This window comes from Sphingomonas tabacisoli (genome assembly GCF_042678385.1).
Taxonomy (GTDB): Bacteria; Pseudomonadota; Alphaproteobacteria; order Sphingomonadales; family Sphingomonadaceae; genus Sphingomonas_B; species Sphingomonas_B tabacisoli.
Map to the genome: position 1 here is coordinate 490,896 of NZ_JBHUDY010000002.1, position 24,803 is coordinate 515,698.

Here is a 24,803-nt window from a genome sequence, read left to right on the forward strand (position 1 = left end):
ACTCTTCCAATGGTGTCCCGGTGAGCGATAGCGCCTCGCGTGCCGTCGAGATCGCGCCGCGGCGCGGCCGGCCATCCGCCACTCGATCGACTGAAATCACCGATGAAATTCTGGCCGTGGCGGGAAAAATGTTCCTGGCGGTCGGATATGAAGCGACGTCGATGGAAGCGGTGGCGCGAAACGCGGGCGTGCCTAAGACGACGCTCTACAAGCGTTTCTCCGACAAAAACGAGCTCCTCCGGGCGGTGATCTCGCATCGCATGCAGGCTTGGGCAGGCGCGTCATCCGGCACTGCCGACCCGCTCCCGGCCAATCTCGGGGACCGTCTGGCGCATCACGTGGCGACAATCCTCGTCTGGGCGACCAAGCCAGAGGTGCGCGCGCTTAACCGATTGGCGACAAACCTGCCCGAAACCTATGGGCAGGAATTCAGCGGACGCGCCTTTTGGGGCTATCGGAACATGCACGCCCTGATCGTCGACGCGATCGTGATCCTTGGGCCGGCGGCCGGCGTGAACGCGCGCAACCCCGATAGGGTGGCAGAGACATTGATGGAGATGGCGGCGGGCTGGCTCGTTCGCCGCAGCTCGAACGAGCCGATCAGCGCTGTCGATGCGGCGGATACCGCACAATGGTTCGTGGACCTGCTGATCGGCGGCAATCGAAGTTGGTAGCGGGCCGTTTGTAAAACCTACGATCCGTATGATATTGACACAGGCCAGCGAACACGGGACGTTCGTGGGGAAGTTTTAGGAAAGGTATTCTGATGCGCGTGATTCTCTCTGCTGTTGCCATGCTCGCCCTTACTGCGCCGGCGGTTGCAAACGCCCAGGCGGCCGCTGCTCCAGCCGCCGCGTCGGCCAAGACCAAGGCGCACTATACGGTTCAAGAAACCGATCTCGGCACGATGCTCGACGATCCTGCGGCCAAGGCGATCTTGGTCAAGTCGATCCCGGACGTCGTCAACAATCCCCAGATCGAGATGGGCCGCTCCCTGACGCTGGCTCAGCTTCAGCAATATGCCGGCGAGTCCGTGACCGATGCAGCGCTGAAGACGATCCAGGCGTCGCTCGACGCTGCGGCTCCCAAGTAAGGCATCCGCGCGCGACAGGCCTCTGTCGCGCGCTTGCCTTAAACGAACTCGATCAGGGCCACGCCTTCGGGCGGCAGTTCAACCGTAATGCGCCCATTCTTGTCCAGACTGCCGGCTATGCTCGGGATTTTGGACGCTAGCCGCAGTTGCTCGACTTGCGGCCGGCTCGGATATTTTGGCGAACCCATCTTCCGCCACGCTGGCATCGGTGAACCGCGCTCCCAGTCGACATAGCTGATCCGCACGCGCTGACCGCCGCGGGTGCCGCGGAAGTTGACCTCAAGGTGCCGCGTGTCCCCCATGACGTTGCGCTCGCTCGTCATTCCCGGAATGCCGCCAGGCTGCTGCGTCTCCGCAAGATTCCAGACCAGTGCACTCACATGGCGCCCGTCGCGGCGGGAAGCGAGCGCAGGACCGTCGGCCGCCAACCGCTCCTCGCCAAGGCGGTGGAGCAGGGCATAAGTGTTGAACGACGGTCGGGCGATCTGGTCGCTCATCAGCGGCCAGCCCATGCTGCCTTCCTTTAGGATGAAGTCGTCGGGGCCGAGCTCCTCATAGGTGCCGCTCAACACCCAGTGCGACAGCGCCTGGGCAAAGGGCATGCTTTCCTTCACGACGTGGGCAATCATCGCCGGGCTGTCGGAACTCCACTCGCTGAGCATGAGTGGGCGGCCGGCAAAGGGTCCGGCATCGATCTTCGCGCGCGCCTGCTTGAGCGCTGCCGGGATGACGTCGTTGATCGGCAGTGCCGAACCCTTGCCGAACAGTTCGGTCTGGTTGTCGCCGGCATAGGCATGGGTGCCGAAGAAATTGATCGGCAAGTTGTTATCCGCCGCGAAACGCGAGAACTCGCTCAGCCAGGCGGTTTGGGACGTCGAGGGCCCTCCGACCTGGAGACCCGGATCGACCGACTTGATCGCCGTAGCCGCCGCTCGATAGAGCTCGAAATAGGACGCCTGATCGCCGGTCCAGAAGAAGCGCAGGTTCGGCTCGTTCCAAACCTCCATGGGCCACGTCCTTACCTTCGCCAAACCATAACGGTCGACCAGCGCCACGATGAATTGACGAATGAAGGCGCCGTAGTCCTGATAGGATTTGGGCGGCGTGATATTGGCCTTGTAGAAGCCGAACGCCTGTTTGCCTGAAGCCAGCTGAGCGGGCATGAAGCTGAGTTCGACGAACGGGCTGACGCTGTGCTCGATCAGGCCGTCATAGACGCGATAGACATTCTGCCAATTCGGACCGCCCTTGCGCCGCATCTCCAGGATGCTGTCGCCGAGCACGCCCAGTTCATCGGCGAAGATGCCGTGGAAGCGCACTCGCTTGAAACCGGCTTCGCGAACGCCCTTCTCCAAATCCCTGCGCCAGCTTTCGCGCAGGGTGATGGCCGCACGGTCGGAGCCCACGCTCTCCTCCCAGATATGATTCAAGGGTCCCGTCACTTGGCGCGTGTGGATCGTGACCGGGACGGTCGAATAGGATTGTGCGCGCACGCCCGCGCCGGCAAGGATCGTGGACGCAGCCGAGGCATAGAGGAAATCACGACGGTTCATCGGGCGGTTCTCCGGCTCTTTTGAACCGGCTTCGCTACATCAGCGTCGTGAAGCAATGAAGCGGGCCGTGCGACCCATCCCTGCGGCGATGGGGCGCGCCTCGGCTCAGGCAGCGATCGCGGAGACCTTCCGCGTCGCGCGGTCAACGAACTCGACGATCCGACCGAGCGCGCGCCGCGATTCGGGGAGCATGCCGAACAGCGGCCAGTCGTGCGGCATGTCGTGCCACACTTCGCACTCGCAGGCGCCGCCCTGGGCCCGGATTTTCGCCGCGACTCTCAACGAGTCGTCGAGCAGAACTTCGGTGCTCCCGACCTGGAGGAGCGTCGGAGGCAGCCGGGACAGGTCCGCAAACAGGGGCGAGGCCAGCGGATGATCATGCGGCACGCCGCCAAGGTACAGTTCGCCGATGAAGTTGCCGTCGTCATTGGGGAGCGTGGGGTCGACCCAATCATTATCGCGCCGCGACTGACCGCTATAGGTCAGGTCGGTGACGGGCGAGATCAGCACGATCGCGGCCGGCGTCTCGATACCGCGGTCGCGCATCCGGATGACCGTCGACAGCGCAAGCCCGCCCCCGGCCGAATCCCCGCTGACGATGATCGATTTCGCCGGCGTTCCTTGCGCGAGCAGCCACTCATAAGCAGCGCAGCAATCGTCGAGGCCGGCAGGGAATACATGTTCGGGCGCGACCCGGTATTTGACCAGCATGACCCGGGCGTTGAGCCGCCGCGCCAGTCGGCCGGCCAGCAGCCGATGTGCCTTGGTCGGTTCCATTACGAAGCCGCCGCCGGGGCAGTGGAGGACAGTGCGATCGTTGCTTGCGCCGGCAACCGAGATAATCTCCGCGCTGGCATCACCGAGATCGACTGCTTCGGCCGTCATGTCGGCCGGAAGCCCCGGAATCAGCCGCTCGAACCCGCTTCGCGGTGCGCGGATCTTCTCGAGATCGCTTTTGCCGGCCATGCGCTTGACCGTCGCGCGCAAGCCCAGGTTCATCAGCCGGACCTGCCAGCTTGGAGCGGTGTCGTCAGGCCGGCTGGAATGTTCGAATCTGCGCGACTGCACACCGATGGCCTGTCCGGCTGGTTCGAGCGCGGACCAGGTGGAGTTGGCCATTGCCTCGCCGATGCCGCGCGCGGCTCCGATCGTCTCGTCGAGTGCGTGCCAACACCAATTATGCAGGTTCGCAAACGCTTCGAAGACGTTGCGTGACTGGGACAGCGCAGTTGCCCCCGCCAGATGCGCATTCAACGCACGCAACGATCCGGCCCGCAGTGCCGCCAGCGACTCCCGCGCCCCTTCCACCGCCGCCGCCGACCCGTCGACCAGGGCGGCTGCCGCCACGGACGCCGACTGGATCGCGGGGACGCCGATTTCGCGTACTTGCCTCACATAGATTTCAAAGAGTTCGCGAAACTCTTCGTCGATTTCCATCCCGAATAAGGGTGCTTCGGTGTCAGGCTGTCTTGAAATCGGAACGGCGGCGGGGCCGAACGCATCGTCCTCACTGCGCCCAAATCGAGCCTCGAAAGCGGCGAGGTATCGCTCGACACGATCGGCGAGCGAGCCGCACCAGGCTACCCCGCGCTCCCGCATCTCGGCAATGCTCGTCAGCAACTCCTCGGTCTCCCGGCGCAGCGCATCGCCGCGGCGAGCTTTGCTTTTCGGAAGATCGTCATTGGCGGGGCATCGCCGTTCCACGAAGATCGAAACGTAGCGCATGACATCATGAGCGATACGCAAATCCTCGGAACGCAATACGGATAGGCCGACAATGCGATCGAGCAGCATCTCAATCAGTCCTATCGTGCAGCGATAGTTATCGTGCACGATTTCATTCGGACGCGGCGTGGCAGCGGCTGCGTTCTTCTTCAAAACTTGCCCCCCCCAAGTGGAGAGTATCATCGAACCCGGATAACAATCATGTCAATGGATGTTTCCGCTCGAAGATCGTTTCGGAAGCGCATTATTGGGGATAAGATGCCGGGCCGGTAGGCTGTTGGCCGGCTGAGGTGGGAAGAATAGCTCGATGATCTGGGTTTCGATCTGGCTGATGCTCGTCGGGTTCAGCGCGGTGGTAGCGGTGCGGCCCCACCAGATTCCGGCCCTCTTTCTGGGCTTCTATTGGCTGTCGAGTTTCGTGGCGCAGAGCTTCGCGTTGCCAATGGCATTACTATGCCTCGCGCTTTTCCCTGCGACGGACGAACGGACCCGCATCCCGTTGGTGGTCGCCACCTTATTCTTCGGCATTGCCCATTGGCGGAATCGCCGGGCTGGCCGCCGGTTGCTCGACGCTATCGGCCTGCGAGATCGCGCCATACCCTTTCATGCGGGTCTCGCGCCATTCTTGACCGGCGGCGGCGCAGCGCTGCGAATTCAGAACTTGCGCTATGGCGACGCGGGCGAGCGCAACCTGCTCGACCTGATCGTGCCGCGCGCGCCCGCCGCCGCGCCGATGCCGATTCTCATCCACATCCCGGGCGGGGCTTGGGTCACCGGCAAGAAGAATCAGCAGGCCAAGCCACTGATCCATTATCTGGTAAGCCGCGGCTGGCTGTGCGTCGATATGAACTATCGCCTGGGCCCGGCAAGCCGCGGTCCGGACTGGATCGTCGATGTGTTGAAGGCGATCGCCTGGGTTCGCGCGAACGCCCCCCAACATGGCGGGGATCCGGCGCGGATCGCGATCACCGGCGGGTCGGCAGGCGCCCATCTGGCAGCGCTGGCCGCACTCGCGCATGACGATCCGGCCTTCAAGCCTGGCTTCGAGCGGGCGGACTGCTCGGTGGCCGCGGCAATCCCGCTCTACGGGCGCTATGATTTCATCGATCGCAATCACCGGCTCGGCCGCAATCATGCTTCGGTGATCGACGGGTTCATGACGGACAAGGTGATGCCGGGAGGTCGAACCGACCATGCGGAACTGTGGCGGTCGGTCAGTCCCGTCGACCGCATCCGCCGGGATGCTCCGCCGATGCTGGTCGTGCATGGCACGGGCGACACCATGCTGCCGTTCGAGGATGCGCGGGACTTTGCCGCGCAACTCAAAGCCGTGGCGACCGCGCCGGTCACCTATGTCGAGCTCCCGCACATCCAGCATGCATGGGATATGGCCAACTCAGCGCTCGCCTGGGCGCAGGCGCGGGCGATCGAAGCCTTTCTGCGGCCGCTGGTCAACCGGGACTAGGCTGGCTTTTGCCGAGCCGTCCGCGCCTTCCGGCGCGGCTTGCTGCTGCCAAGCACGGCGTCGCGAAGTTCGTTGTATGATTCCTCGATGCACTGGCCGTAGAATTCGGGGTCGGGCAACATCTCGCGGCACGCGCTGAAGCCGATCGAGATCATGCCTGACATGCTGGTGATCGCGTGGATCAGGCCCAGCCCGTCGGTGCTGGGCCCCGCGGCGAAGCCGGCTACATAGCGCGCGCCGAGCAGCGTCATCGGCGTCATCGGCCCAGGCACGTTGGTCACCATCGCATTGGAGACCATCATCAGGTCATTGGCGGGAAGCGCCGTCATCGCCCGCATCGCGACGCCGAGCAGCATGCCCGGCATGGCGGCCGTGACGCTTGCCAGAGTGCCGGCACCGATCGCCTTGTTGTAATCCTTGACCGCGCGCATCGACGCGCCGACCGCTTTCACCCGTTCGACCGGGTCGGCGAGGTCGGTGCGGACCGCGATCATCGTCAGCGACAGCTGATTGCCGCCGGTTTCCGCCTGTTCGGGCGTCCTTATCGAAATTGGCACGGTGACGACGAGCGAGGTGTCGGGAAGCTCGTCCTTGGCGGTGAGATAGCGGCGCAGGGAGCCGCCGACGACACCGAGCACGATGTCGTTGACCGTCGCGCCGGGGATCGCGTCCTTCAGCGCCTTGACTTCGGCGAAGGCGAAGTTTCGCCCTTCCAGCACGCGGTGCGGCGTGACTGGGCCGTTAAAGCGTGTCTTCGGTGCCTTGGCTTTGCCCGGCTTGATCGCCGCGCCGCTCTTCACCTTGTTGCGGTTTTCCGCCATTTTCGGCATGGCCCGCATCAGCGCTTCGCCGAGCTTGAGCGGACTGGTCCAGCTTGCGCCGATTGCCTTCATCATCAGCGTCTGCGGGTCGGGTATCGCTTCTCCCTGCCAAGGCCCCTTCGGCGTGCGCGCCGCCGCCGTTTCCTCGTCCTCCAACAGCGCTGTCACCATTTCCATGCCCGAGATGCCGTCCACCGCCGCGTGGTGCATCTTTATCAGCAGCGCGAAGCTTCCAGGAGGGATGCCATCCACGGCGTCCAAGCCTTCGACAAACCAGCTTTCCCATAGCGGCCGCGCCATGTCGAGCGGCTGCGACATCAGCTGATTGACGACTGCGAAGAACTCCTTGCGCGTCGCCGGTTGCGGGACCGCAGTGTGACGGACGTGATATTCGAGATCGAAGGAATCGTCGTTGATCCAATAGGGATAATCGAGGTCCATCGGCACCCGGACGAGCTTTTCGCGAAAGCTGCGTGAGAGCGGCATGCGACGCCGATGAAGCTCCAGCACGTCTTCGAAAGTGATCTTGCCCGATGCGGTCGACGGATCGAAGACGAACACCATACCAATATGCTGAGTGTTGCGCGCAGGCCTTTCGGTCATGACGAAAATCGCATCGGCCATCGACAATTGTCGCATGTGCAGCTCCTTCCGGTCTTTACCTTCTTGCGCACCGATTATCGCGCCACGAAAGCAGCGACAGGCTTTATTGCCTACTTATCGCCCCCGCGGTGGCGCGCGTCGTGGCAGCCTCCGACATGATCGGCTATCGAGGCGGAGCTGCGCACCGGGCTCGCCAGGCTGTGCCGGAATGGGGATGGTGTCATGTCGGAAAAGGAAAATCAGTCGCTGAGTGCGTCGGCGCAAACGACCGCAGGCGAGCCGGTGTCGCTCGCGCCCTTTGCATGGCCGTTCGATCCGATGGCCGGGTTCAACGCCTATGCCAAGGCGACCGAGCGCATGCTCAACGCCCTGCTGCCCGAACAGAAGATGTCGCTGGATAAGCTTATCCAGGACATCGAACAGGGGCCGCAAGGGCCCAGGGTGATCGCGGCCTTCGATTTCGACGGCACGCTGATCGGCGGCCTGTCGGGCGGCATGCTGTTCAAGGAGCGGATGAAGCGGAAGGAAGTCTCGCGCGACGAGATCACCGAGGCTTTCGGCACGACCTTCAAGACGATGGCCAAGATCGTCGAAGCCAATGAAATGCTGGCGCAGGCGTTCGCGCGCTGGGCCGGCAAGACGGAAACCGAGATGGAGGATCTGGGCGCCTATCTGTTCGAGAACGCGATCCAGGACAGCGTATTCCCCGAAATGCTCCAGATCGTCGCGGCGCATCGGCGGGCCGGGCACACCATCGTCGTGGCGACCTCTGCGAGCCGTTTCCAGGCCGAGGCCACGGTGCGATCGCTCGGCATCGAGCATCTGCTGTGTAGCCAGCTGGAAGTGGTCGACGGCAAGCTCACCGGAAAGGTGGTCGGCGAGACGCTGTACGGCAAGGGGAAGGTCGCCGCGATCAAGCGCTTCGTCGACGAACATGGCAGCTCGCTTGCCGACACGCATTTCTATGCGGATGGCTCTGAAGAGGTTGCGCTTATGGAAGCGGTGGGCCATCCCCACCCGGTCAATCCCGGCTCCGAACTGGCCAATGCGGCCAAAAACCACAAATGGCCGGTGCTGCGCCTGACGACGCGCGGCAGCTCGAAACCGGTCGACTTCGCCCGCAACATCGCAGGCTTGTCGACGCTGATGCCGATCCTGCAGACCGGCCTGGCGGTCGGCGCCGTCACCCGCGACCGGCGCACGCTTGCCAACACCGTCATGCCGACCTGGATGAACATGCAGCTCCAGATGGCCGGCGTGAAACTACGCGTCTGGGGGCGCAGCAACCTGATGGCACGGCGGCCGGCGATCTTCATTTTCAATCACCGCAATCTTTATGACGGCATGTTCGCCGCGGTGCTGGTGAAGACGGACTATGTCGCGCTTGCGAAGAAGGAGATGGGCAATAATCCGATCGGCAAGCTGGTGCAGCAGCTAATGCCGACCGTGCTCCTGGACCGCGAGCAGGGCAGCCGCGCCAAGGCTGCGGAGGCGCTCAAGCCCGTGATCGATGCGGTGCAGAAGGAGGGCTATTCGGTCATCCTCGCGCCGGAAGGCACGCGGACGGTGGGAAATCTCCAATCCGTCGGTCCTTTTAAGAAGGGCGCGTTCCACATGGCGATGGCAGCCGGCGTGCCGATCATTCCGATCGTCATCCGCAATGCTCTGGACGTCGCCGCACGCAACGGCGCCGCCTTGCGGCCCGGCACTGTTGATGTCGCGGTCCTTCCGCCCATCCCGGTCGACGACTGGACACCGCGCACCATGAGCCAGAAAATCGAGGAAGTGCGCCAACTCTATACCGACACGCTCGCCAACTGGCCCTCCCCGGAAGGCGCAGAATGACGCTGCAGCCCAGCCGTGAATGGACGATCCCCGGCCGGGGCGGCATCGAGCTTTTCGCCCGCACGTGGTTGCCGGAAGGGAAGCCGCGCGACACGCTGGTCATTGCCCATGGTTATGGCGAGCATGGCGGGCGCTACGGCAACGTCGTGGGCCGGTTGGTGCCGCTGGGCTTCGCGGTCTACGCGATCGACCATCGCGGCCACGGCAAGTCGGGCGGCAAGCGCGCGATCATCGACCGCATGGCCTGGGTAATCGACGATCTTCACGGTCTGGTCGACCAGGTCCGCAGGGAGCAGTCCGGCGGGCGCGTGAAGCTGCTCGGGCACAGCATGGGCGGGGCAGTCGCGTTCGGGTATGCCCTGCGCTTTCCCCAAGACTTGTCGGGCCTCATCCTTTCCGGCCCAGCGATCGGCGGGGTGGTTCCAAAATTGCAGCGAGTGATCTTGCGCGTGATGTCCGCGCTCGCTCCTGGCGCCGGGACCATCGCTTTGCCGCCCGAAGCCATCTGCCGCGATCCGGCCGTTGTCGCGGCCTATGTCGCCGATCCGCTGGTGACGACCGGCAAGGTGCCGGCGCGCACGGTCGGAGAGATGATCGCCGCTGCCGGCAGCTATCGCAGCCATGCAGGCGCCATGCAGGTGCCGGTGCTGATCCAGCACGGCACCGCCGATGCGCTGATCCCGGTCGATGCCAATCGCGACATCTATGCGGCGATCGGCGCAGGCGACAAGACGATCAAGACCTATGAGGTTCTCAGCCACGAGATCTACAATGAGCCGGAGCGGGAGGAGGTGCTCGATGACCTGGTCGCCTGGCTGGACTTGCACCCGGCCGCCTAGACGATCCGGGTCATTTCTCTTCCCGCGGCTTCCTCGGCCTTGTCGACGCGCGCCAGCGAAGCGCGTGAGCGCGCGGCGAACTGAGCACGGCGCTCCATAATATCGGGCCCCGGCTCGGTCAGCTTCAGGATGCGTGCGAGTTCGACCCCGGTCTGGAACAGCGGCTTCGACACCGACTCCGGGTTCCGGAGCTCGCGCTGGAGCAGATATTGCCGCCCCAGCCGCTGGCATTTGTCGTAGAAACCCGCCTCGTCGAACGGAGCGTCCGGCGCTTCATGAAGCAGGACATCTGCGACGACGTGATAGGCTTCGATGTAGGGCCGTAGCACGGCGTGGGCGATGCCCAGGCCGAATATCTCGCGATGAACCTTTATGGGGTCGCCGCCGGCCACTAGCATCTCTTGCCACTTGCCGTTGATCCGCGTCATTTCTGCATCCAACTCGCCCAGGAACTCCTGTCGCTCGCGAAAGAAAAACTCGAACTTCAGTGCCTCGCGAAGCTCCAGCGCGGCTTGATGAAATCGCTCGATCCGATCGCCCGGCGGCACTTCGGCGGCCGCCAGCACCGCCCATTCTCCGATGGCCCGGTCGAGCACGAAATGAAGCATCGAATTGCGATAAAACGCGGCCGCCAGATGCTGGCCGCCGGCCACGGAATAGACCGTCTGCGGCCCCTGATCGAAGCATGAGACGACGCCTGTCCGGATCAGCTCGGCAAGCACATCGAGCACCTGTTCGGGCGTATCGAGCGCAGCGGTGTCGGTGAGCGGCTGTCCGCGCTGCTGGGCGTGCAAAACGACGAGTTGCACGTAGCTCAAGATTCGGGGGAGGGTGACGGCACGTTCGCCCGCTGCGAGCAGTGCCAGCGACACGACGGCAATGCCCGTAATCGGAGAGACCTGGTTGGTCCGCCATGCGACAGCCAGCGCGAGCTTCTGCAACGCGAGCTTCTGCTCGGCCGGCGATGCTTCCGCATCCGGGTCACCGAGGCTCGCGCGCATCGACAGCGGCTCGCCGACGCGCAGATAGACCTTGCCCAGCGGCTTTCGCGAGTCACGCAGGCCGCGCAGCATCCAGCCGAAGCCTTCCGCCTTCTTCTCGGTGCCCTGCGCTTCCCGGGCGAAGTCAACGACGTCCATCGCCTGATCGTAGACGATGGCGATCGGCACCAGCATCAGGTCCTCGATATGGCCCTGTCGATAGGCGTCGGCGGCGTATGACAGCAGCCCGACCTTGGGCGGCAGCAATTTGCCTGTGCGCGAGCGCGTGCCTTCAGGAAACCATTCAAGGTTGAACCTTTTCTCGATCAGGTATCCCAGCCATTCGCGCAAAGCGAATTTGTACACCGGATTGTCGGAAATCTTGCGGCGCAGGAACACGCGGCCAGCGCGCCGCATCAGGGGACCGACGGGCCAGAAGGCCATGTTAATCCCGGCGAAGAGCGTCGGCGGCGGCAGGCCGTTCTGGGCCAGCACCGACTCGACGACGGGACTGTCGAGATTGGTTTTGTGCGACGGCAGCAGCAGCACTGGATGCCGCTCGAACGTCTGGCGCAGCGCCTCGATCTGGTCGCCGACGAGATCGACCTCGCCATAGCTGCGCGAATAAAGCCAGTGAAAGACCCGTGCGGCGAGGTCGAGCACGAATGGATCATGAGCTGTTCGCAACTCGTCGAGATACTCGACGGCCTCTGTGAACACCGACTTCTCATCGCGATGGAGCGTGGCGGCAAGTTGCGAGATGCCGCGGGTGAAGGAGGGCAATTGCGCGACATCCTCCTTGACGACACGCGGAACCTTGTAGCGCAGGCCCTGGGCCCGATACTCGGCGCGTTCGAGCGCGAGTTCAGCCTGGCGGGCGATGAAGCGGGCGAGGGCCGGCGGGCCTTCATTTTCCGCGGGCGCTGCCATGCGCGCTTGCCAACGCTGACGCAACTCGCCGTAGCGGGCAGGCTCACCAGCGATCACTTGCCAACGATCGGGCGCACTTTCCGCAAGCTGCGCCTTGCGGCGCTCGCTGGGGTTGCGGGGATTGTTCAGCTTGAGGAGATCGCGCCAGCGCGCTCTGCGTTGGCCTTGGCGCTGCTTCGGCAGCCAAGCGATCCGGACGGGTGTGAACAGGGTCGCATCGGAAAAGGGCGCGGCGTCCGACAAGGCCTGGGCGAGTTTAGGCGACACCGGCAGGTCGCGGGCCCGCGGGTAAAAGATGGCATTCCTCTCCGGATCTTCACCCTGATCGCGAAGCCAGTGCTCGATCAGTCTGCGCTCGCAGGCACCCTCAAAGGCCGCGAGGTAAAGCTTGTCGCCTGCATTGGCTGCGCTGGCGATGTCAGCCGTGGCGGCTAATCGTCGCGAAGCCATGCCGATGCCTCCTCTCCCGCTAGGTCAGCCCGGCTCGGCCTCGGACCCGGCGCCGCGGCGCAGCAGGCCTCGGAAAGCAGAGCTTGGGCTGCGCCCTTCATGAACGACTCTATAGACTTCTGTGATAATTGGCACCTCGATTCCAAGCGCCTTCGCCGCTTGGTAGATCGGGCCGCTGCTTTTCACGCCTTCGGCAACCTGGTTCATTCCGGCGATGATGTCCTGCAGACTGCGGCCCTTGCCCAATTCGAAGCCAACCGTCCGGTTGCGGCTCAACGGGCTGGTGCAGGTGGTGATTAGATCGCCCAGGCCGGTAAGCCCCGTAAAGGTTTCGGGTCGGCCGCCGAGCGCCACGCCCAGCCGTGTCATCTCCGCGATGCTGCGAGTCAGGAGCGCGCTGCGCGTATTGAAGCCCGCGCCCAGCCCATCGCCCATGCCCGCGGCAATGGCGAACACATTCTTCAGCGCGCCGCCAAGTTCCGAGCCGGTCAGGTCGGTATTGGTATAGACGCGAAACAGGCCGCCGCGGAAAAGGCGCTGCAGCTCGGCGACGATGACTTCGTCTTCCATCGCCAGCACGCTCGCGGCCGCCATGCCGGCCAGAATCTCTCCGGCCAGATTGGGGCCGGTGAGAACGCCTAGCGGATGGCCGGGCAACTCCTGGCCGATGACTTGCGTCATGCGAAGGCCCGTATCCGTTTCGAAGCCCTTGGCCAGGCTGATCACCGGCACCCAGGGGCGGATGTGGCGGCGGACCTCGATCGCGGTCTGCCGCATTCCCTGCGACGGCACGCCGATCACCAGGACATCGGCGTTCGAGACGGCTTCACCGATGTCTGCCGTTGCCCGCAACGCTTTTGAAAGACGCGCGCCGGGAAGGTAGCGCTCATTGCTGTGGCGTTCGGCGATCTCTCTCGCCACAGCAGCGTCGCGCGCCCAAAGGATCGTCGGTGCACGTGCCGCGACGAGGTTGGCGACGGTCGTGCCCCACGACCCACCTCCCAAAACGCCGATCCGCAAGACCCTGTGCGCCAAGAAAATCCCCCTCTGACTTCTCCTAAATCAACGCTCCGTGACCGCCAAACAAAGGAGCATTTAACCGCCCGGACGATCCGCCGGGGTCGACGCGCGGGAGGCATCGTCACTGCGAAACTTGCACGCGACTCCCCCGCTTCCGGTTGACCGCCGTCCGCGATCGGGGTTCAGATCGGCCATGTCCGTTGCAGCAGAAGCTTCCGCACCCTCACCGGCGACATCGCGTCTCGTGACCGACGGCCGCATGTCGGTCGCGCGCGGGGCGCCGATTTCCGAAGAGCCAGCGCTGGGCGCCCTGACATTTCCCGGCTTTTTGGACGAGGTGTGCGCCCGCTATTCGGAACGGGAAGCGCTGGTCGAGCATCGGCCCGACGGCACCGTGCTGCGCTGGACCTATACTGAACTCCGCGAACAATCGCTCAATGTCGCTAGGGCTCTTGTTGGCGCCGGACTTGGCAAGGGCGAGCGCGTGGGGATCCTCATGTCCAATCGCGCCGAGTTTCTGTCGACCGTGTTCGGTGTTGCCATGGCTGGTGGCGTCGCTGCGCCTTTGAGCACTTTTTCGACCGCGGCGGAGCTGGAATATCTGCTTCAGGCCAGCGCCTGCACCATCCTGCTCGGCGAGGCCCGAGTCTTGAAGAAGGACTACGCCGCGCTGCTCTCCGGCATCGATCCTGCCATCGCGCAAGGCGAGGTCGGCGCGATCGTTTCGGAAACGCTGCCGTATCTCCGGCATGTGGCACTGCTCGATCTGGCGTCGGCGCATGGCGCGATTGAGTCCTGGCAGGATTTCCTCCGGAGAGGCGAGCGCGTTCCACCCCGTCAGATCGCCGCGCGATCCGGACAGGTGATGCCCGCCGACACTGCGGTGCTGTTCTTTTCGTCAGGTTCGACCGCGAAGCCGAAAGGGATATTGTCTGCCCATCGCGGCGTGACGATCCAGATGTGGCGTATGGCGCGGCTGCAGGACCTCGCCACGGATACGCGCTACTGGAGCGCAAACGGCTTCTTCTGGTCCGGCAATTACGCCCTGGCTCTCGGGGCGACGCTGGCAGCGGGCGGATGCCTGGTGCTGCAGCGCACGTTCGATCCCGTCGAAGCCCTGGATCTGATCGAGAGGGAGCGCGCGACCTTCATGTTCGCCTGGCCGCATCAATGGGCGCAACTGATCGAGGCGCCGAACTGGGCGAGCGCGGACCTGTCCTCGCTGGTCCAGATCGACCACCGATCGCCGATCGCCGCGCACCCGACGGTCGCCTCGACCTATGTCGAGATGCGCAATTGCTTCGGCAATACCGAAACATTCACGCTGGTTACCGGCTTCCCGGCGAACACGCCCGACGAAACGACGCGCGGCAGTCATGGGCCACCTCTGCCCGGCAACGTGATCAAGATCGTCGACCCGCTTTCCGGCGCGACGATGCCGCTCGGCGAGCGCGGCGAGGTCGCCGTCAAGGGGCCGACGCTGATGCTCGGCTATCTCGGCGTCCCGCTGGCCGATACGCTGGACGAAGAGGGGTTCCTGCGGACTGGGGATGGCGGGTATCTCGACCAGGACGGGCTCTTGTTCTGGGAAGGTCGACTCAACGACATCATCAAGACCGGCGGCGCGAATGTCTCGCCATTGGAGATCGACGAAACGATCAGGCGTCATCCCGCGGTTCGCCGCTCGCAGACCGTCGGCATCCCTCACGACACATTGGGGGAATTGGTTGTCACGTGCATCGTGCCGCGGGACGGCGAATTGCTGGACGAGGACGGCGTCCGAGCGTTCGCGCGAGAGCATCTGGCAAGCTACAAAGTGCCCAGGCGCGTGCTGATCCTGACCGAGGACGACGTCGAGCTGACTGGCACGGACAAGATCAAGACGGCTGAGTTGCGTCAGCTGGCAACCAGATTGCTTGCTAACCAGCATTAGAGCGGATTTGCGCCCCGATTGTGATAGTGGCGGAGCCGCCGTCCTATGGAGTTGAGCTGATGGATCAGAAGCCGAGGCGACGGACGCGCGACCCTGTTGCGACACGCGAAGCGATCCTCGCCGCGGCACGTACCCTGATCGCGCGGGACGGGCCCGATGGGCTAAGCTTGTCGGAGGTAGCGCAGCTGGCCGGGGTCAATCGCGGCACGGCCTATCAGCGTTTTTCCACGCGCGAAAAGCTGGTCGAAGCGACGCTTGAATCGGTTTCGAACATGCTGTTCGAGGCGACGTTCGGCAGTTCCGAAGCGGTCGCCGCAAAGGACGTCATCGAGATAGACGTCCTCGCCCTGACCCAGGCGCTGGCGGATTTCGCCATCAATAATCCGGCGTTGTGCCGTATCTGGTTTCTGCAGCTGCTCGCCTCCGAGCATCCCGACGAGGACCGCTTCATGCATCAATATCTGGAGTCGTTCCGGGCGTTCGCGGAGACGGAATATGCGGTGCCGGGGATCGACAGCGAGATCGTCACCCTGATGACGCTGTCGGCCAACTTCCTGTGGCCCGTATGGGCGAAGGCGCATGAGAAGAGCGACGAAGAGCGGCGGAAACTGGCCCGCCGCTTCGTCGATGAAGCGCTTCGCATGTCGATGTTCGGGACGATGCGAGCTGAACGCTATCCGGAACTCGCGCGCCGGGTCGGCTCGCACGAGGGCGACCAGCCATTACGGGCGTTAGCGGGGGGGCGATGAATCCGCGGGGACGTGCTTAGGCGATAGCCAAGCGCGCCCGGCTGGATCAAACGGCTCGGAAAGTCATCATTCGAGCAAGGGGCACCCATGTTCTCAGCCGTCCAGATCGACAAGTCCGATGCCGGTCAGTCTGTCGCTCTAACCCAAATTGACGAGGCGTCGCTGCCCGAGGGCGACGTCACCGTCGACGTGCAATATTCGACGCTGAATTATAAGGACGGCCTCGCCATCACCGGCAAAAGTCCCGTCGTCCGCAAATTCCCGATGGTGCCCGGCATCGATATCGCCGGCACGGTCCGCGAGTCCTCGCATGGCGACTGGAAGGCTGGTGACGCGGTCGTTCTGAATGGCTGGGGTGTGGGCGAAACTCATTGGGGCGGGCTTGCGCAGGTCGCGCGCCTGAAGGGCGACTGGCTGGTGCCGCTTCCCTCCGCATTCACGCCGCGCCAGGCGATGGCGATCGGGACGGCCGGCTACACGGCCGCGCTTTGCGTCGATGCCCTTGTCGATGCGGGACTGACGCCGGACCAGGGCGAAGTGCTCGTGACCGGTGCGACCGGCGGCGTCGGTTCTGTCGCGGTGGCCTTGCTCAAGGCAGCCGGCTTCCGGGTTGTGGCATCCACCGGCAAGACGACTGAAAACGATTATCTGACTCAGCTTGGCGCCGAAAGCATGATCGACCGCGCCGAACTCGCCGCGCCCGGCAAGCCCCTGCAAAAGGAGCGCTGGGCCGGTGTGATCGATTCGGTCGGCAGCCACACGCTCGCCAATGCCTGCGCCCAGACCCGATATGGCGGCCTGGTTGCGGCCTGCGGCCTTGCCCAGGGTGCGGATTTCCCAGCGACGGTCATGCCTTTCATCCTTCGCGGCGTTCGTCTGCTGGGCGTCGACAGCGTGATGGCGCCCAAAGCGCCGCGGCTGAAGGCGTGGCAGCGGCTCGCCCGCGACCTCGACCCTTCGAAGCTGGAGGTGATCGCCACCGAGATCGGCCTGAGCGAGGCGCCCGCCGCTGCGGCCGACCTGCTCGACGGCAAGATCCGGGGGCGGGTCGTGGTCGACGTCAACCGCTGAACGGGTAGCGACCAGTGACCGGATACACGACTCTCCATCTGCATAATGTGCCGGCGGGTCAGGAAGATGCTTACGCGGCCTGGTTCGACGGCAAGCATCGCGAGGATCTGTCGCGCCTGCGCGGCTTCGTCGCCGCGGACCGTTTCGAGCGGACGGCGGAGCAGGTGATGCCCGACATCCCGCAGCCATGGCGCTTCATGAGCGTCTACCAGTTCGAGCTGGACCATCCCGAGATCGATATTCCCGCGCTCGGGCCGCTGTTGGCGGAGGCGCGCGATGCCGGGCTGATCGACGATACGACCGAGAGCGAGCGCATCCATAGCTACAAGATGTATCGCGACTGGTATTGGAGCGGGAATCGCCACCCCGACAAGCCGATCTCCGGCATGTTCATCGTCATCGGCAACTACGTCGCCGGGATGGAGCGCGAGTATCACGATTGGTACGAGAATGTGCACATCCCCGAAGTGTCGGACGTGCCCGGTTTCGTCGGTATGCGGCGGGGCCGGCTGACTCCGGTGCAGATCGAGCCACGGCGCTATTGCCCCGGCAGCGACATCGTCATGTGCGCCCAGCAGACCGACGATCTTCGCTTCACGATCATGGACTTCAGCGCCCGGGCCCGGGGCGTCAGCCCGAGCGGCATCGCGATGGAACCGCGCTCGGCCGCGGGCTCGGTGGCGCGCACGGTCCACTTCTTCCGGCGGATCAGCGGCGATGAGCAGTGGCAGGACGGGATCGCCTACACCGGTGATCTGTCGGTCTATCCGCCGACCTTCCGCGAGACCGGCGCCTGAGGGTTCCCCAACGGGATGGACATGAGATGGTAGCAAAGACGATCGTCATCACCGGCGCAGGCGACGGTCTTGGCCGCGCCCTGGCTCGCCGCTTCGCCGCTGACGGCGAGCAAGTGGTCCTGCTCGGCCGGACTTTGGCGAAAGTAGAAGCAGTGGCGGCGGAGCTGGGCGAGCCGCATTTTGCGCTGCAGTGCGATGTCGGCGATCCTGCGTCCGTCCGGACGGCATTCGGCGAACTCGGCCGCCGCTGTCCCAAAATCGACGTGCTGATCAACAATGCCGCGGTCTACGAGCCATTCTCGTTGGCCGATGCCCGGGACGAGACCATCTTCGCCCATCTCCACACCAATGTGGCCGGGCCGGTCCTGTGCGCGCGCGAGGCGCTGCCGCTGCTTCGCGGCGGCGGACATATCATCAACGTGACGAGCGAATCCGCGCCGCTCAAGATGCCGATGCTCTGGCTTTATGCCGGCACGAAGTCCGCCATCGAGCTGATATCCGACATGTGGAACCGCGAACTCGAAGCCGATGGCATTCGCGCCACTGTCGTGCAGGCCGGACGCATGTATGACGAGAGCAAGGCGCCGCCGCCCTGGCCGATCGAAGCGACGATGCGCTTCGTCCAGGAGAACGCGAAGGTCGGGCTCGACGTGCGCAACGCGCCCTTATCGCATTACAATTCCGTCACCGACACGTTTCGTGCGATACTCGACACGCCGGCCGATCTTCATATCGGCAAGGTCGAGCTTCGCGCTCCCGCCGCCATAAAAAAGGCCTGACACGGAAAGCCGCTTCATGACCACGCTCCCCGACGCCCTCCTTTACATCGATGGTGAGTTGCGCCCCGCTGCCGGCGGCAAGATCTACGACGTGATCGGCCCATGGACGGGCGATGTCGTCGGCAAGGCGGCGGATGCCTCGGCCGAAGACGTAGAGGCAGCCATCGCGGCCGCGCGTCGGGCCTTCGATCACACCGATTGGGGCAATCCGGAAAACGCGTGCAAGCGGTTGGAGCTGGTTACCAGGCTGCGCGACCTGTTCGAGGCGAATTATGACCGCCTCTCCGACCTGGCCCGGCACGAAGCCGGCGCGCCTCTTGGCGCCGTCAGCCGCGCTCATGTCGCCATGGCGCTGGAGGCGTGGGACGATTACCTCAGGGTCTTCCCGAGGCTGGAGTGGCAGCGGCCGTACGGCTCGCGTGAACACTTCGGGTCCTCGCACGACCGCATGGCGCTCTATGAGCCGATCGGCGTCGTGGGCGCGATCACGCCTTGGAACGTGCCCTTGTTCGTCAACATCGGCAAGGTCGTGGCGGCGTTGCTGGCGGGCTGCACCGTCATCCTGAAACCGGCGCCGAACACGCCCGGAGAGGGCGCGATTTTCGGCGAACTTGCGCGCGAGGCGGGATTCCCGAATGGCGTTTTAAACGTGGTCTGCGGTTCCGACCCGGCGCTTGCCGGTGAAATGCTGGTCAACGATCCTCGGGTCGACCTGATTTCCTTCACCGGTTCGACCGGCGTCGGCAAGCGCATCATGGAGCAGGGCGCCAAGACGCTGAAGCGCGTGTTCCTGGAACTGGGCGGCAAGTCCGCCAAGATCGTGCTCGAGGACGCGCCGAACTTCGCCCAAGAAATCGCGCAGTCGATGTTGCTGTTCCATGCGGGGCAGGGCTGCGCTGTTCAGTCGCGCCTGCTGGTGCCCAGGAGCCGCTACGCCGAGGCAGTCGAGATCCTGCGCCGCGCCTATGTCGGCTTCGGCGAAAATTGGGGCGATTTCGACAACCCGCAGCACATCATGGGGCCGGTGGTAAGCCAGCGTCAGAAGGATCGGGTACTGTCCTATATCGAGCTGGGGCAACAGGAAGGTGCGACGCTGATCGCCGGGGGCAAGGCGCGGCCGGACAAGGGCGGGGGCTTCTTCATCGAGCCGACCTGCTTCGCCGACGTCACCAACGACATGCGGATCGCCCAGGAAGAGATATTCGGGCCGGTGCTCGTCGTCATCCCGTTCGAGGATGATGACGATGCGGTGCGCATCGCCAATGACAGCCAATATGGACTGTCGGGTGGCGTCGTCTCGGCTGATCTGGACCGGGCGATGCGGATCGCGCGCCGCATCCGCGCCGGGTCGATCAGCGTGAATGGCGGCATGTGCATCGCGGGCGACATTCCCTTTGGCGGTTACAAGGCTAGCGGCTTGGGCCGGGAATGGGGACTGGAGGGCATCGAGGAGTATCTCGAGACCAAACTCGTGGCGTGGCGCGCGGCATGAGCAAGGCAGCAGGGGTGGAGACGGTGCATATCCCGGCTCGATCAGGACCGGCAAAGCCGAAGCCGACAACCACGCGGCGGGTCAGCCACAACCTGAACGGTCAGCGCCTGGGCAAAAAGGGGCGCGACACGCGCGATCGCATCCTTGCGGCCACCGTCGCCGTTCTTCAATCGGAGGAAGACAGCGGAGTCTCCTTAAGTGAGGTTGCACGCCGCGCCTCGCTCGGCATGACTTCCATCTACAGCTATTTCGCGGACCTGACCGAGTTGCTGCTGGCTGTGCTGGAGCCGGTGGCCGCGGAGGCCGAGGCATCATATCTGAAGATGCTGCGGGAGCCGTGGCCGGATGAGGAGCTCGGGGAGCGCTCCGCCATGTTCGTGTCGGCCTTCCACGATTTCTGGCAGCGCCACACGCGCATTCTTCATCTGCGCAACACGATGTCCGACCGGCAGGATGCTCGAATGATGGCGCACAGGGTTCGCTCGGCCCAACCCGTGATCCGCAACATCATTCGCCAGATGGGCCATGATCCGAAGGTAGTGAAAACCTCCGCCGCCGGCATGGCGACAGTGCTGTACACCGGGATTGAGCGCATGATCGCGGTGGTCACAGACCGTACCCTCGCAAAAGTGGTTCCAGGCGAGTTTGCGCCGGACGTCGCGCATTTCCTGGAGGCTGAAGCCCGGCTGCTCGAACTGGGCATTCGCGAATATCGCCGGTCGGCGCAGCGCTAGCGGCCGCTAGCCCTTCTTGCCGATACCCTTCACATAGGCCTCGATACGCGCGAGATAGCTCGGGCTCAGCATCAGCGCGCTGTTGGCCATGCGCTCGACATGGCGGCCCATTTCCGGGCCCACTTCCGCGGCGATCTCGATCGCGATCTTGGCCGCCGCCATCTGCTCCGGGTCGCTCTTGGTCAGATGGCGACAGAAGGCGAGGGCGGCCTCGGCAAAGCCATCATCGGGCAGCACGTCGTGCACCAGTCCCATGATCAGGGCGCGTTCGGCGTCGGCCTTCTGATTGCCCATGATCAGCCAGCGAGCCCAATGCGGGCCGCAGATGCGCGTCAGCCGGCTCACCCCATTGGAGGCCGGTAGCACGCCGAACAGGCCTTCCGGAAAGGAAAAGGCGGCGCTCCTCGCCGCCAGACGGAAGTCGCAGGAGAGCGCCAATTCAAGCCCGCCGCCAACGCAGGTCGCGTGAATGGCGCACACGATCGGCTTCTCGATATGCTCCATCTCGTCATAGATGCGGTGCATGCCGTGCAATCCGCGGCGATGGTCCTCGCGGATGCCGCTCGGCGTGCGCGGCTGGTCTGCCGGCGAGCCGCCGCGCATGTCCGCACCAGAGCTGAAATAGCGACCATTGGCGCGGATCAGCATGACAGCCAGCTCAGGCGAGTCACGGAACTGATCGAGCGCCTGCTCGATCCCGCGCATGATCTCTCCGGACAGCGCGTTGAGCTTCTCGGGGCGGTTGAGGGTGACGATCAGAACGCGTCCGTCGCGCTCGGTCAGCAACTGGGCTTCGTCTGTCATGCCTCGTTCCTACGCCCGGGTTCGCGGCATGCCCAGCGCCCGCTCGGCGATCATCGAGCGGTGGACTTCGCTGGTGCCGCCGTAGATGCGCGTGCCGTGCGCGTGACGATAGGACTGGTTGACCAGGGCGGCCGCGCCCTTGCGTTTGGTTAGCGAAAGCGGCGCCGTCAGCTCCAGCAGGTCGCGCGCGTCTTCGAGGAATTTCTCCGACGAGAACATCTTGGCCATCGGGCCATAGGCAAGGTTCGGCTTCTTTTCGGCTGCAGCCCATAGCGCGCGATATTCGAGCAGCAGCGACACTTCGACATTCGCCCACGCCCGCGCGAGCCGCGCGCGCGCGCGAGGCTCGTCGATCAGCTTGCCTCGGCCGGGCGCTTTGATTTTGCGCGCCAGCGCCTCAGCGGCCTCTACAGTGAATTCCATCGGCCCGGCGAAGCTGCCGGCATGTTCGAGCTCCAGCGCCACCGACATGGTGCGCACCCCGCCATTGACCTCGCCGAGGCGCCAGCTGTCGGGCACCTTCACATTGTCGTAGAAGGTGATGTTCGTGCGCTCGTCCTGGAAGGTATAGACCGGCTGCACGGTCACGCCGTCGGCCGACATCGGCACGATGAACATCGTCAGGCCTTTGTGCTTAGGCACGTCGGGGTCGGTACGAGTCAGCATCAGCACATAATCGGTAATGTCGGCGCCGCTGGTAAACATCTTGGTGCCGTCGATCCGCCAGCCATTGCCGTCCGGCGTTGCCTTTGTCTTGGCCGCGAACACGTCGGAGCCCGACCCAGGCTCGGAATAGCCGAGGCTGGCGATCGCGTCGCCGGCCATGATCTTCGACAGCACTTCTTCCTTGAGTTCGGCCGAGCCGGCTCGCGCGATGGTCAGGCCGACCATTTCGGCGACGCTGGCGGCGGGGTTGTTGTAGCCGTGCTTCTCAAATGCGCCCCGCGCCGCGCTGGTGGCATAGGGGCCGACCTTGCGACCGCCGAGTTCTGGAATGCCGACGAACAGCAGGTTGGCCTCTGCAAGCTTCTTGTGCAGCTCGGGGATGAAGCCTTCCCAGCTATAGTGGAAACGCTCGCGCATTTCCGGCGTGACGTTCGCCGCCATGAAGGCGTCGATTTCCGCCATGACCGCGCGTGCTTCCTCGCCGATGTCGAAGTCGACGGAGACCTGGCCGACGTTGGGCAGGGAGACGCGCTCGCCTCCATAGAAGCGCCGACCGGCCTCCTCGAGCCAGCGCTCCGGATCGCCCCAGACCAGCGGCCAGGCCTTGGCGCGCAAAGTATGAAGATAGATGTCGTATTCAGTCGTCAGGCCATAGCCACCGAAGGTCTGCAGCGCTTGGCTGGCCGCACGCGACGCCGCCCCCGCATTCCACCAGGCCGCGAGCGAGACGTTGGCGCCGGCATCCGGATTTCCGTCGGCGATGTCGCGCACGGCCTTCCAGACCAGCAGCCGGCCGCCGTCCACTTCGCACAGACAGTCGGCGAGCGGATGGCTGATGCCCTGGAACTGGCCGATCGGCTGCCCGAATTGCTCGCGTTCGCTGGCATAGGCCGCTGCCAGCTTGAGCGCCTGCCGCCCCAGGCCGGCAAGGGCCGCGGCGATGAGGAGCTTCCATTCCTCAACTGTTGCGGCGAACAGCTCCGTCGCAGCCGCATCCGATCCGATCACTCTCGCTTCGAGCGAGGCCAGATCCAGTTCCGCTAAAGCCAGCGAAGCCAGGTTCGGCTCTGCCTTGTCGGTGCCGCCAGAGTTCGACAGCAGCAAGATTTCGGAGCCCCGCCGGGCGACCACCAATTCGGCAGCAGCACCAGCGGCAACGAACTGTACCGGCCGTTCGGCAATATCGTGGAAGGCGAGGCTCGCGACCGTCTCGCCGGTCACGACCCGTTCCAACATTTGCGCATGCGCATCACCGCCGAGCATCGCGATCAGGCGTGCGGCGAGGATGGTTTCAGCGAGCGGACCCGGCGCCAGCGTCCTGCCGGCTTCCTCCATCACCACCGCAGCGTCGAAAGTGCCGAGACCCAGCCCACCGGCCTCGGCGGGAACGCGGAGCGAGAAGGCGCCGAGTTCGCCGAGTCCCCGCCAGAGCGTTCGGTCGACGGCATCGCCGGCTTCTGCCTCGCGGATTGCCTGCGGCGTGCTCGTCTCGTCGAAGAAGCGCGCGAACGTCTCGCGCACCATCTCCTGCTCGTCCGAAAGATCGAAGTTCATGGCCGGCGTCAGCCTTTCTTCGCCATCATCCGCGAAAGGTCGACCTGGCCGGTGGCGAGCGCGCCCATGAACCCGCCATCGACGGGCAGCACCACGCCGTTGATCATCTTCGCCAGGTCGCTGTTGAGCAGCACCAGCGGCGCGGCCTGTTCTTCCGGCGTGCTGTAGCGGCCGATCGGACCCATCATGGAATCGACCATGTCCTTGCCCGACGCCTCGTGGAAATCCTTCATCATCGGCGTCTGCGTCGGGCCGGGAAGGGTGCAGTTGAGGCGAATGCCGCGCTTGATCGTCTGCGCCGCGGTGAATTGCGTCCAGACGATGATGTTCTCTTTCGAGAAGGCATAGCCGCCGCCGACCTTGTCGGCGTTGCGCTCGCACCAATCGAGGCCGCCGGCAAAGCCCGGCGTCGCGATCAGCTCCATATTGGCTGGAATGTTGCGGCTCCAGCCGAGCCCGCCGTTCGACGCGATTGACACGACCGCGCCGCCTTCGCTCATCAGCGGCAGTACTTGCTCGGTCAGGTGACGCGTGCCGAGGAAGTTCACCTTCATCACTTCGAGCGCGGGGAAAGTGTGAGGCAGGCCTGCGCAGTTGAACAAGGCATCGACCTTGCCGCCGAGCTTGGCGACGCTCGCATCGATCGACGCCGGGTCGCGCAGGTCGACATTGGTAAAGGAGGTGAGCTTCAGGCTCGTGTCCTTGTAATCGAACCCGTGAACTTCGGCGCCCAGATCAAGCAGCAGCCGCGCCGTGGCCTCGCCCATTCCCGAAAAGCAGCCGGTGACGATCACCCTTTTGCCGACATAGCCCAGAACGTCAGCCATCATGCGTCTCCTAAAGCCCTGAAGGCCTGCCTTGGCGGGGCGCCCGCTCCCGATCAATGGTACGCCCGGGGCA

At 64.4% G+C, this 24,803-nt stretch carries 20 protein-coding genes; 12 read left to right on the top strand and 8 right to left on the bottom strand.

Annotation, left to right across the window (positions count from 1 at the left end; genetic code table 11):
• Positions 1–20 precede the first annotated feature (20 nt).
• Positions 21–674 (top strand): TetR/AcrR family transcriptional regulator, encoded by a 654-nt coding sequence (locus tag ACFSCW_RS15545; protein ID WP_380891091.1) that lies wholly within the window; start codon positions 21–23, stop codon positions 672–674.
• A 92-nt stretch (positions 675–766) separates the two neighbouring features.
• Positions 767–1,093: a hypothetical protein gene (locus ACFSCW_RS15550; protein ID WP_380891093.1), complete on the top strand. Its 327-nt coding sequence runs from the start codon at positions 767–769 to the stop codon at positions 1,091–1,093.
• 38 nt (positions 1,094–1,131) lie between these two features.
• Here ACFSCW_RS15550 and ACFSCW_RS15555 read toward each other — a convergent pair whose 3' ends face one another.
• Entirely contained in the window at positions 1,132–2,646 is a 1,515-nt protein-coding gene (locus ACFSCW_RS15555) for a GH39 family glycosyl hydrolase (protein ID WP_380891096.1), read from the bottom strand.
• A gap of 105 nt (positions 2,647–2,751) precedes the next feature.
• Positions 2,752–4,371, bottom strand: a complete 1,620-nt coding sequence (locus tag ACFSCW_RS15560; RefSeq protein ID WP_380891098.1) for an alpha/beta hydrolase — start codon at positions 4,369–4,371, stop codon at positions 2,752–2,754.
• A 307-nt stretch (positions 4,372–4,678) separates the two neighbouring features.
• On the opposite strand from ACFSCW_RS15560, the gene ACFSCW_RS15565 reads away from it, so the two are divergent.
• On the top strand, positions 4,679–5,836 hold the full coding sequence (locus tag ACFSCW_RS15565) for an alpha/beta hydrolase fold domain-containing protein (protein ID WP_380891100.1): 1,158 nt from the start codon (positions 4,679–4,681) through the stop codon (positions 5,834–5,836).
• On the opposite strand, the gene ACFSCW_RS15570 is transcribed toward ACFSCW_RS15565, so the two are convergent.
• Positions 5,833–7,296, bottom strand: coding sequence for a wax ester/triacylglycerol synthase family O-acyltransferase (locus tag ACFSCW_RS15570; protein ID WP_380891102.1), 1,464 nt, complete (start codon positions 7,294–7,296; stop codon positions 5,833–5,835). The genes ACFSCW_RS15565 and ACFSCW_RS15570 overlap by 4 nt on opposite strands.
• A 186-nt stretch (positions 7,297–7,482) precedes the next feature.
• Here ACFSCW_RS15570 and ACFSCW_RS15575 point away from each other — a divergent pair, with 186 nt between their 5' ends.
• Both ACFSCW_RS15575 and ACFSCW_RS15580 read left to right on the top strand, forming a co-directional pair.
• On the top strand, positions 7,483–9,105 hold the full coding sequence (locus tag ACFSCW_RS15575; RefSeq protein ID WP_380891104.1) for an HAD-IB family hydrolase: 1,623 nt from the start codon (positions 7,483–7,485) through the stop codon (positions 9,103–9,105).
• Positions 9,102–9,944, top strand: a complete 843-nt coding sequence (locus tag ACFSCW_RS15580; RefSeq protein WP_380891105.1) for an alpha/beta hydrolase — start codon at positions 9,102–9,104, stop codon at positions 9,942–9,944. Before ACFSCW_RS15575 ends, ACFSCW_RS15580 begins: the two co-directional genes overlap by 4 nt.
• Here ACFSCW_RS15580 and ACFSCW_RS15585 read toward each other — a convergent pair.
• Both ACFSCW_RS15585 and ACFSCW_RS15590 read right to left on the bottom strand, forming a co-directional pair.
• Entirely contained in the window at positions 9,941–12,304 is a 2,364-nt protein-coding gene (locus tag ACFSCW_RS15585) for a glycerol-3-phosphate 1-O-acyltransferase (RefSeq protein ID WP_380891108.1), read from the bottom strand. The genes ACFSCW_RS15580 and ACFSCW_RS15585 overlap by 4 nt on opposite strands.
• 24 nt (positions 12,305–12,328) lie before the next feature.
• Positions 12,329–13,339, bottom strand: coding sequence for an NAD(P)H-dependent glycerol-3-phosphate dehydrogenase (locus tag ACFSCW_RS15590; RefSeq protein ID WP_380891110.1), 1,011 nt, complete (start codon positions 13,337–13,339; stop codon positions 12,329–12,331).
• A gap of 178 nt (positions 13,340–13,517) precedes the next feature.
• Here ACFSCW_RS15590 and ACFSCW_RS15595 point away from each other — a divergent pair, with 178 nt between their 5' ends.
• The 7 genes from ACFSCW_RS15595 (at position 13,518) to ACFSCW_RS15625 (ending at position 20,879) form a co-directional block, all read left to right on the top strand.
• Positions 13,518–15,257 (top strand): class I adenylate-forming enzyme family protein, encoded by a 1,740-nt coding sequence (locus ACFSCW_RS15595; protein WP_380891113.1) that lies wholly within the window; start codon positions 13,518–13,520, stop codon positions 15,255–15,257.
• Between the two features lie 59 nt (positions 15,258–15,316).
• Complete coding sequence (locus ACFSCW_RS15600) at positions 15,317–16,006, top strand: TetR/AcrR family transcriptional regulator (protein WP_380891115.1); 690 nt, start codon at positions 15,317–15,319, stop codon at positions 16,004–16,006.
• 87 nt (positions 16,007–16,093) lie between these two features.
• Positions 16,094–17,077, top strand: a complete 984-nt coding sequence (gene acuI / locus ACFSCW_RS15605; RefSeq protein WP_380891116.1) for an acrylyl-CoA reductase (NADPH) — start codon at positions 16,094–16,096, stop codon at positions 17,075–17,077.
• 14 nt (positions 17,078–17,091) lie between these two features.
• Positions 17,092–17,874, top strand: a complete 783-nt coding sequence (locus tag ACFSCW_RS15610; RefSeq protein WP_380891118.1) for a hypothetical protein — start codon at positions 17,092–17,094, stop codon at positions 17,872–17,874.
• 26 nt (positions 17,875–17,900) lie between these two features.
• Positions 17,901–18,653 (top strand): SDR family oxidoreductase, encoded by a 753-nt coding sequence (locus ACFSCW_RS15615; protein ID WP_380891120.1) that lies wholly within the window; start codon positions 17,901–17,903, stop codon positions 18,651–18,653.
• A gap of 16 nt (positions 18,654–18,669) precedes the next feature.
• Entirely contained in the window at positions 18,670–20,145 is a 1,476-nt protein-coding gene (locus ACFSCW_RS15620; protein ID WP_380891121.1) for an aldehyde dehydrogenase family protein, read from the top strand.
• Positions 20,142–20,879, top strand: coding sequence for a TetR/AcrR family transcriptional regulator (locus tag ACFSCW_RS15625; RefSeq protein WP_380891123.1), 738 nt, complete (start codon positions 20,142–20,144; stop codon positions 20,877–20,879). The genes ACFSCW_RS15620 and ACFSCW_RS15625 overlap by 4 nt, the downstream gene beginning before the upstream one ends.
• 6 nt (positions 20,880–20,885) lie before the next feature.
• Here the strand turns inward: ACFSCW_RS15625 and ACFSCW_RS15630 are convergent, their stop codons facing one another.
• The 3 genes from ACFSCW_RS15630 to ACFSCW_RS15640 are packed head-to-tail and all read right to left on the bottom strand — an operon-like array spanning position 20,886 to position 24,730.
• Positions 20,886–21,683 (bottom strand): enoyl-CoA hydratase/isomerase family protein, encoded by a 798-nt coding sequence (locus ACFSCW_RS15630; RefSeq protein ID WP_380891125.1) that lies wholly within the window; start codon positions 21,681–21,683, stop codon positions 20,886–20,888.
• 9 nt (positions 21,684–21,692) lie between these two features.
• Positions 21,693–23,903: an acyl-CoA dehydrogenase family protein gene (locus tag ACFSCW_RS15635; protein ID WP_380891128.1), complete on the bottom strand. Its 2,211-nt coding sequence runs from the start codon at positions 23,901–23,903 to the stop codon at positions 21,693–21,695.
• 8 nt (positions 23,904–23,911) lie between these two features.
• Positions 23,912–24,730, bottom strand: coding sequence for a coniferyl-alcohol dehydrogenase (locus ACFSCW_RS15640; RefSeq protein WP_380891129.1), 819 nt, complete (start codon positions 24,728–24,730; stop codon positions 23,912–23,914).
• Between the last annotated feature and the right edge of the window lie 73 nt (positions 24,731–24,803).

Bases quoted from the DNA above. Each gene is read 5' to 3' on its own strand.
- ACFSCW_RS15550 (WP_380891093.1), top strand. From the start codon at position 767: ATGCGCGTGATTCTCTCTGCTGTTGCCATGCTCGCCCTTACTGCGCCG.
- ACFSCW_RS15555 (WP_380891096.1), bottom strand. From the start codon at position 2,646: ATGAACCGTCGTGATTTCCTCTATGCCTCGGCTGCGTCCACGATCCTT.
- ACFSCW_RS15560 (WP_380891098.1), bottom strand. From the start codon at position 4,371: ATGCGCTACGTTTCGATCTTCGTGGAACGGCGATGCCCCGCCAATGAC.
- ACFSCW_RS15565 (WP_380891100.1), top strand. From the start codon at position 4,679: ATGATCTGGGTTTCGATCTGGCTGATGCTCGTCGGGTTCAGCGCGGTG.
- ACFSCW_RS15570 (WP_380891102.1), bottom strand. From the start codon at position 7,296: ATGCGACAATTGTCGATGGCCGATGCGATTTTCGTCATGACCGAAAGG.
- ACFSCW_RS15575 (WP_380891104.1), top strand. From the start codon at position 7,483: ATGTCGGAAAAGGAAAATCAGTCGCTGAGTGCGTCGGCGCAAACGACC.
- ACFSCW_RS15580 (WP_380891105.1), top strand. From the start codon at position 9,102: ATGACGCTGCAGCCCAGCCGTGAATGGACGATCCCCGGCCGGGGCGGC.
- ACFSCW_RS15585 (WP_380891108.1), bottom strand. From the start codon at position 12,304: ATGGCTTCGCGACGATTAGCCGCCACGGCTGACATCGCCAGCGCAGCC.
- ACFSCW_RS15595 (WP_380891113.1), top strand. From the start codon at position 13,518: ATGTCCGTTGCAGCAGAAGCTTCCGCACCCTCACCGGCGACATCGCGT.
- ACFSCW_RS15600 (WP_380891115.1), top strand. From the start codon at position 15,317: ATGGATCAGAAGCCGAGGCGACGGACGCGCGACCCTGTTGCGACACGC.
- acuI (WP_380891116.1), top strand. From the start codon at position 16,094: ATGTTCTCAGCCGTCCAGATCGACAAGTCCGATGCCGGTCAGTCTGTC.
- ACFSCW_RS15615 (WP_380891120.1), top strand. From the start codon at position 17,901: ATGGTAGCAAAGACGATCGTCATCACCGGCGCAGGCGACGGTCTTGGC.
- ACFSCW_RS15620 (WP_380891121.1), top strand. From the start codon at position 18,670: ATGACCACGCTCCCCGACGCCCTCCTTTACATCGATGGTGAGTTGCGC.
- ACFSCW_RS15625 (WP_380891123.1), top strand. From the start codon at position 20,142: ATGAGCAAGGCAGCAGGGGTGGAGACGGTGCATATCCCGGCTCGATCA.
- ACFSCW_RS15630 (WP_380891125.1), bottom strand. From the start codon at position 21,683: ATGACAGACGAAGCCCAGTTGCTGACCGAGCGCGACGGACGCGTTCTG.
- ACFSCW_RS15635 (WP_380891128.1), bottom strand. From the start codon at position 23,903: ATGAACTTCGATCTTTCGGACGAGCAGGAGATGGTGCGCGAGACGTTC.
- ACFSCW_RS15640 (WP_380891129.1), bottom strand. From the start codon at position 24,730: ATGGCTGACGTTCTGGGCTATGTCGGCAAAAGGGTGATCGTCACCGGC.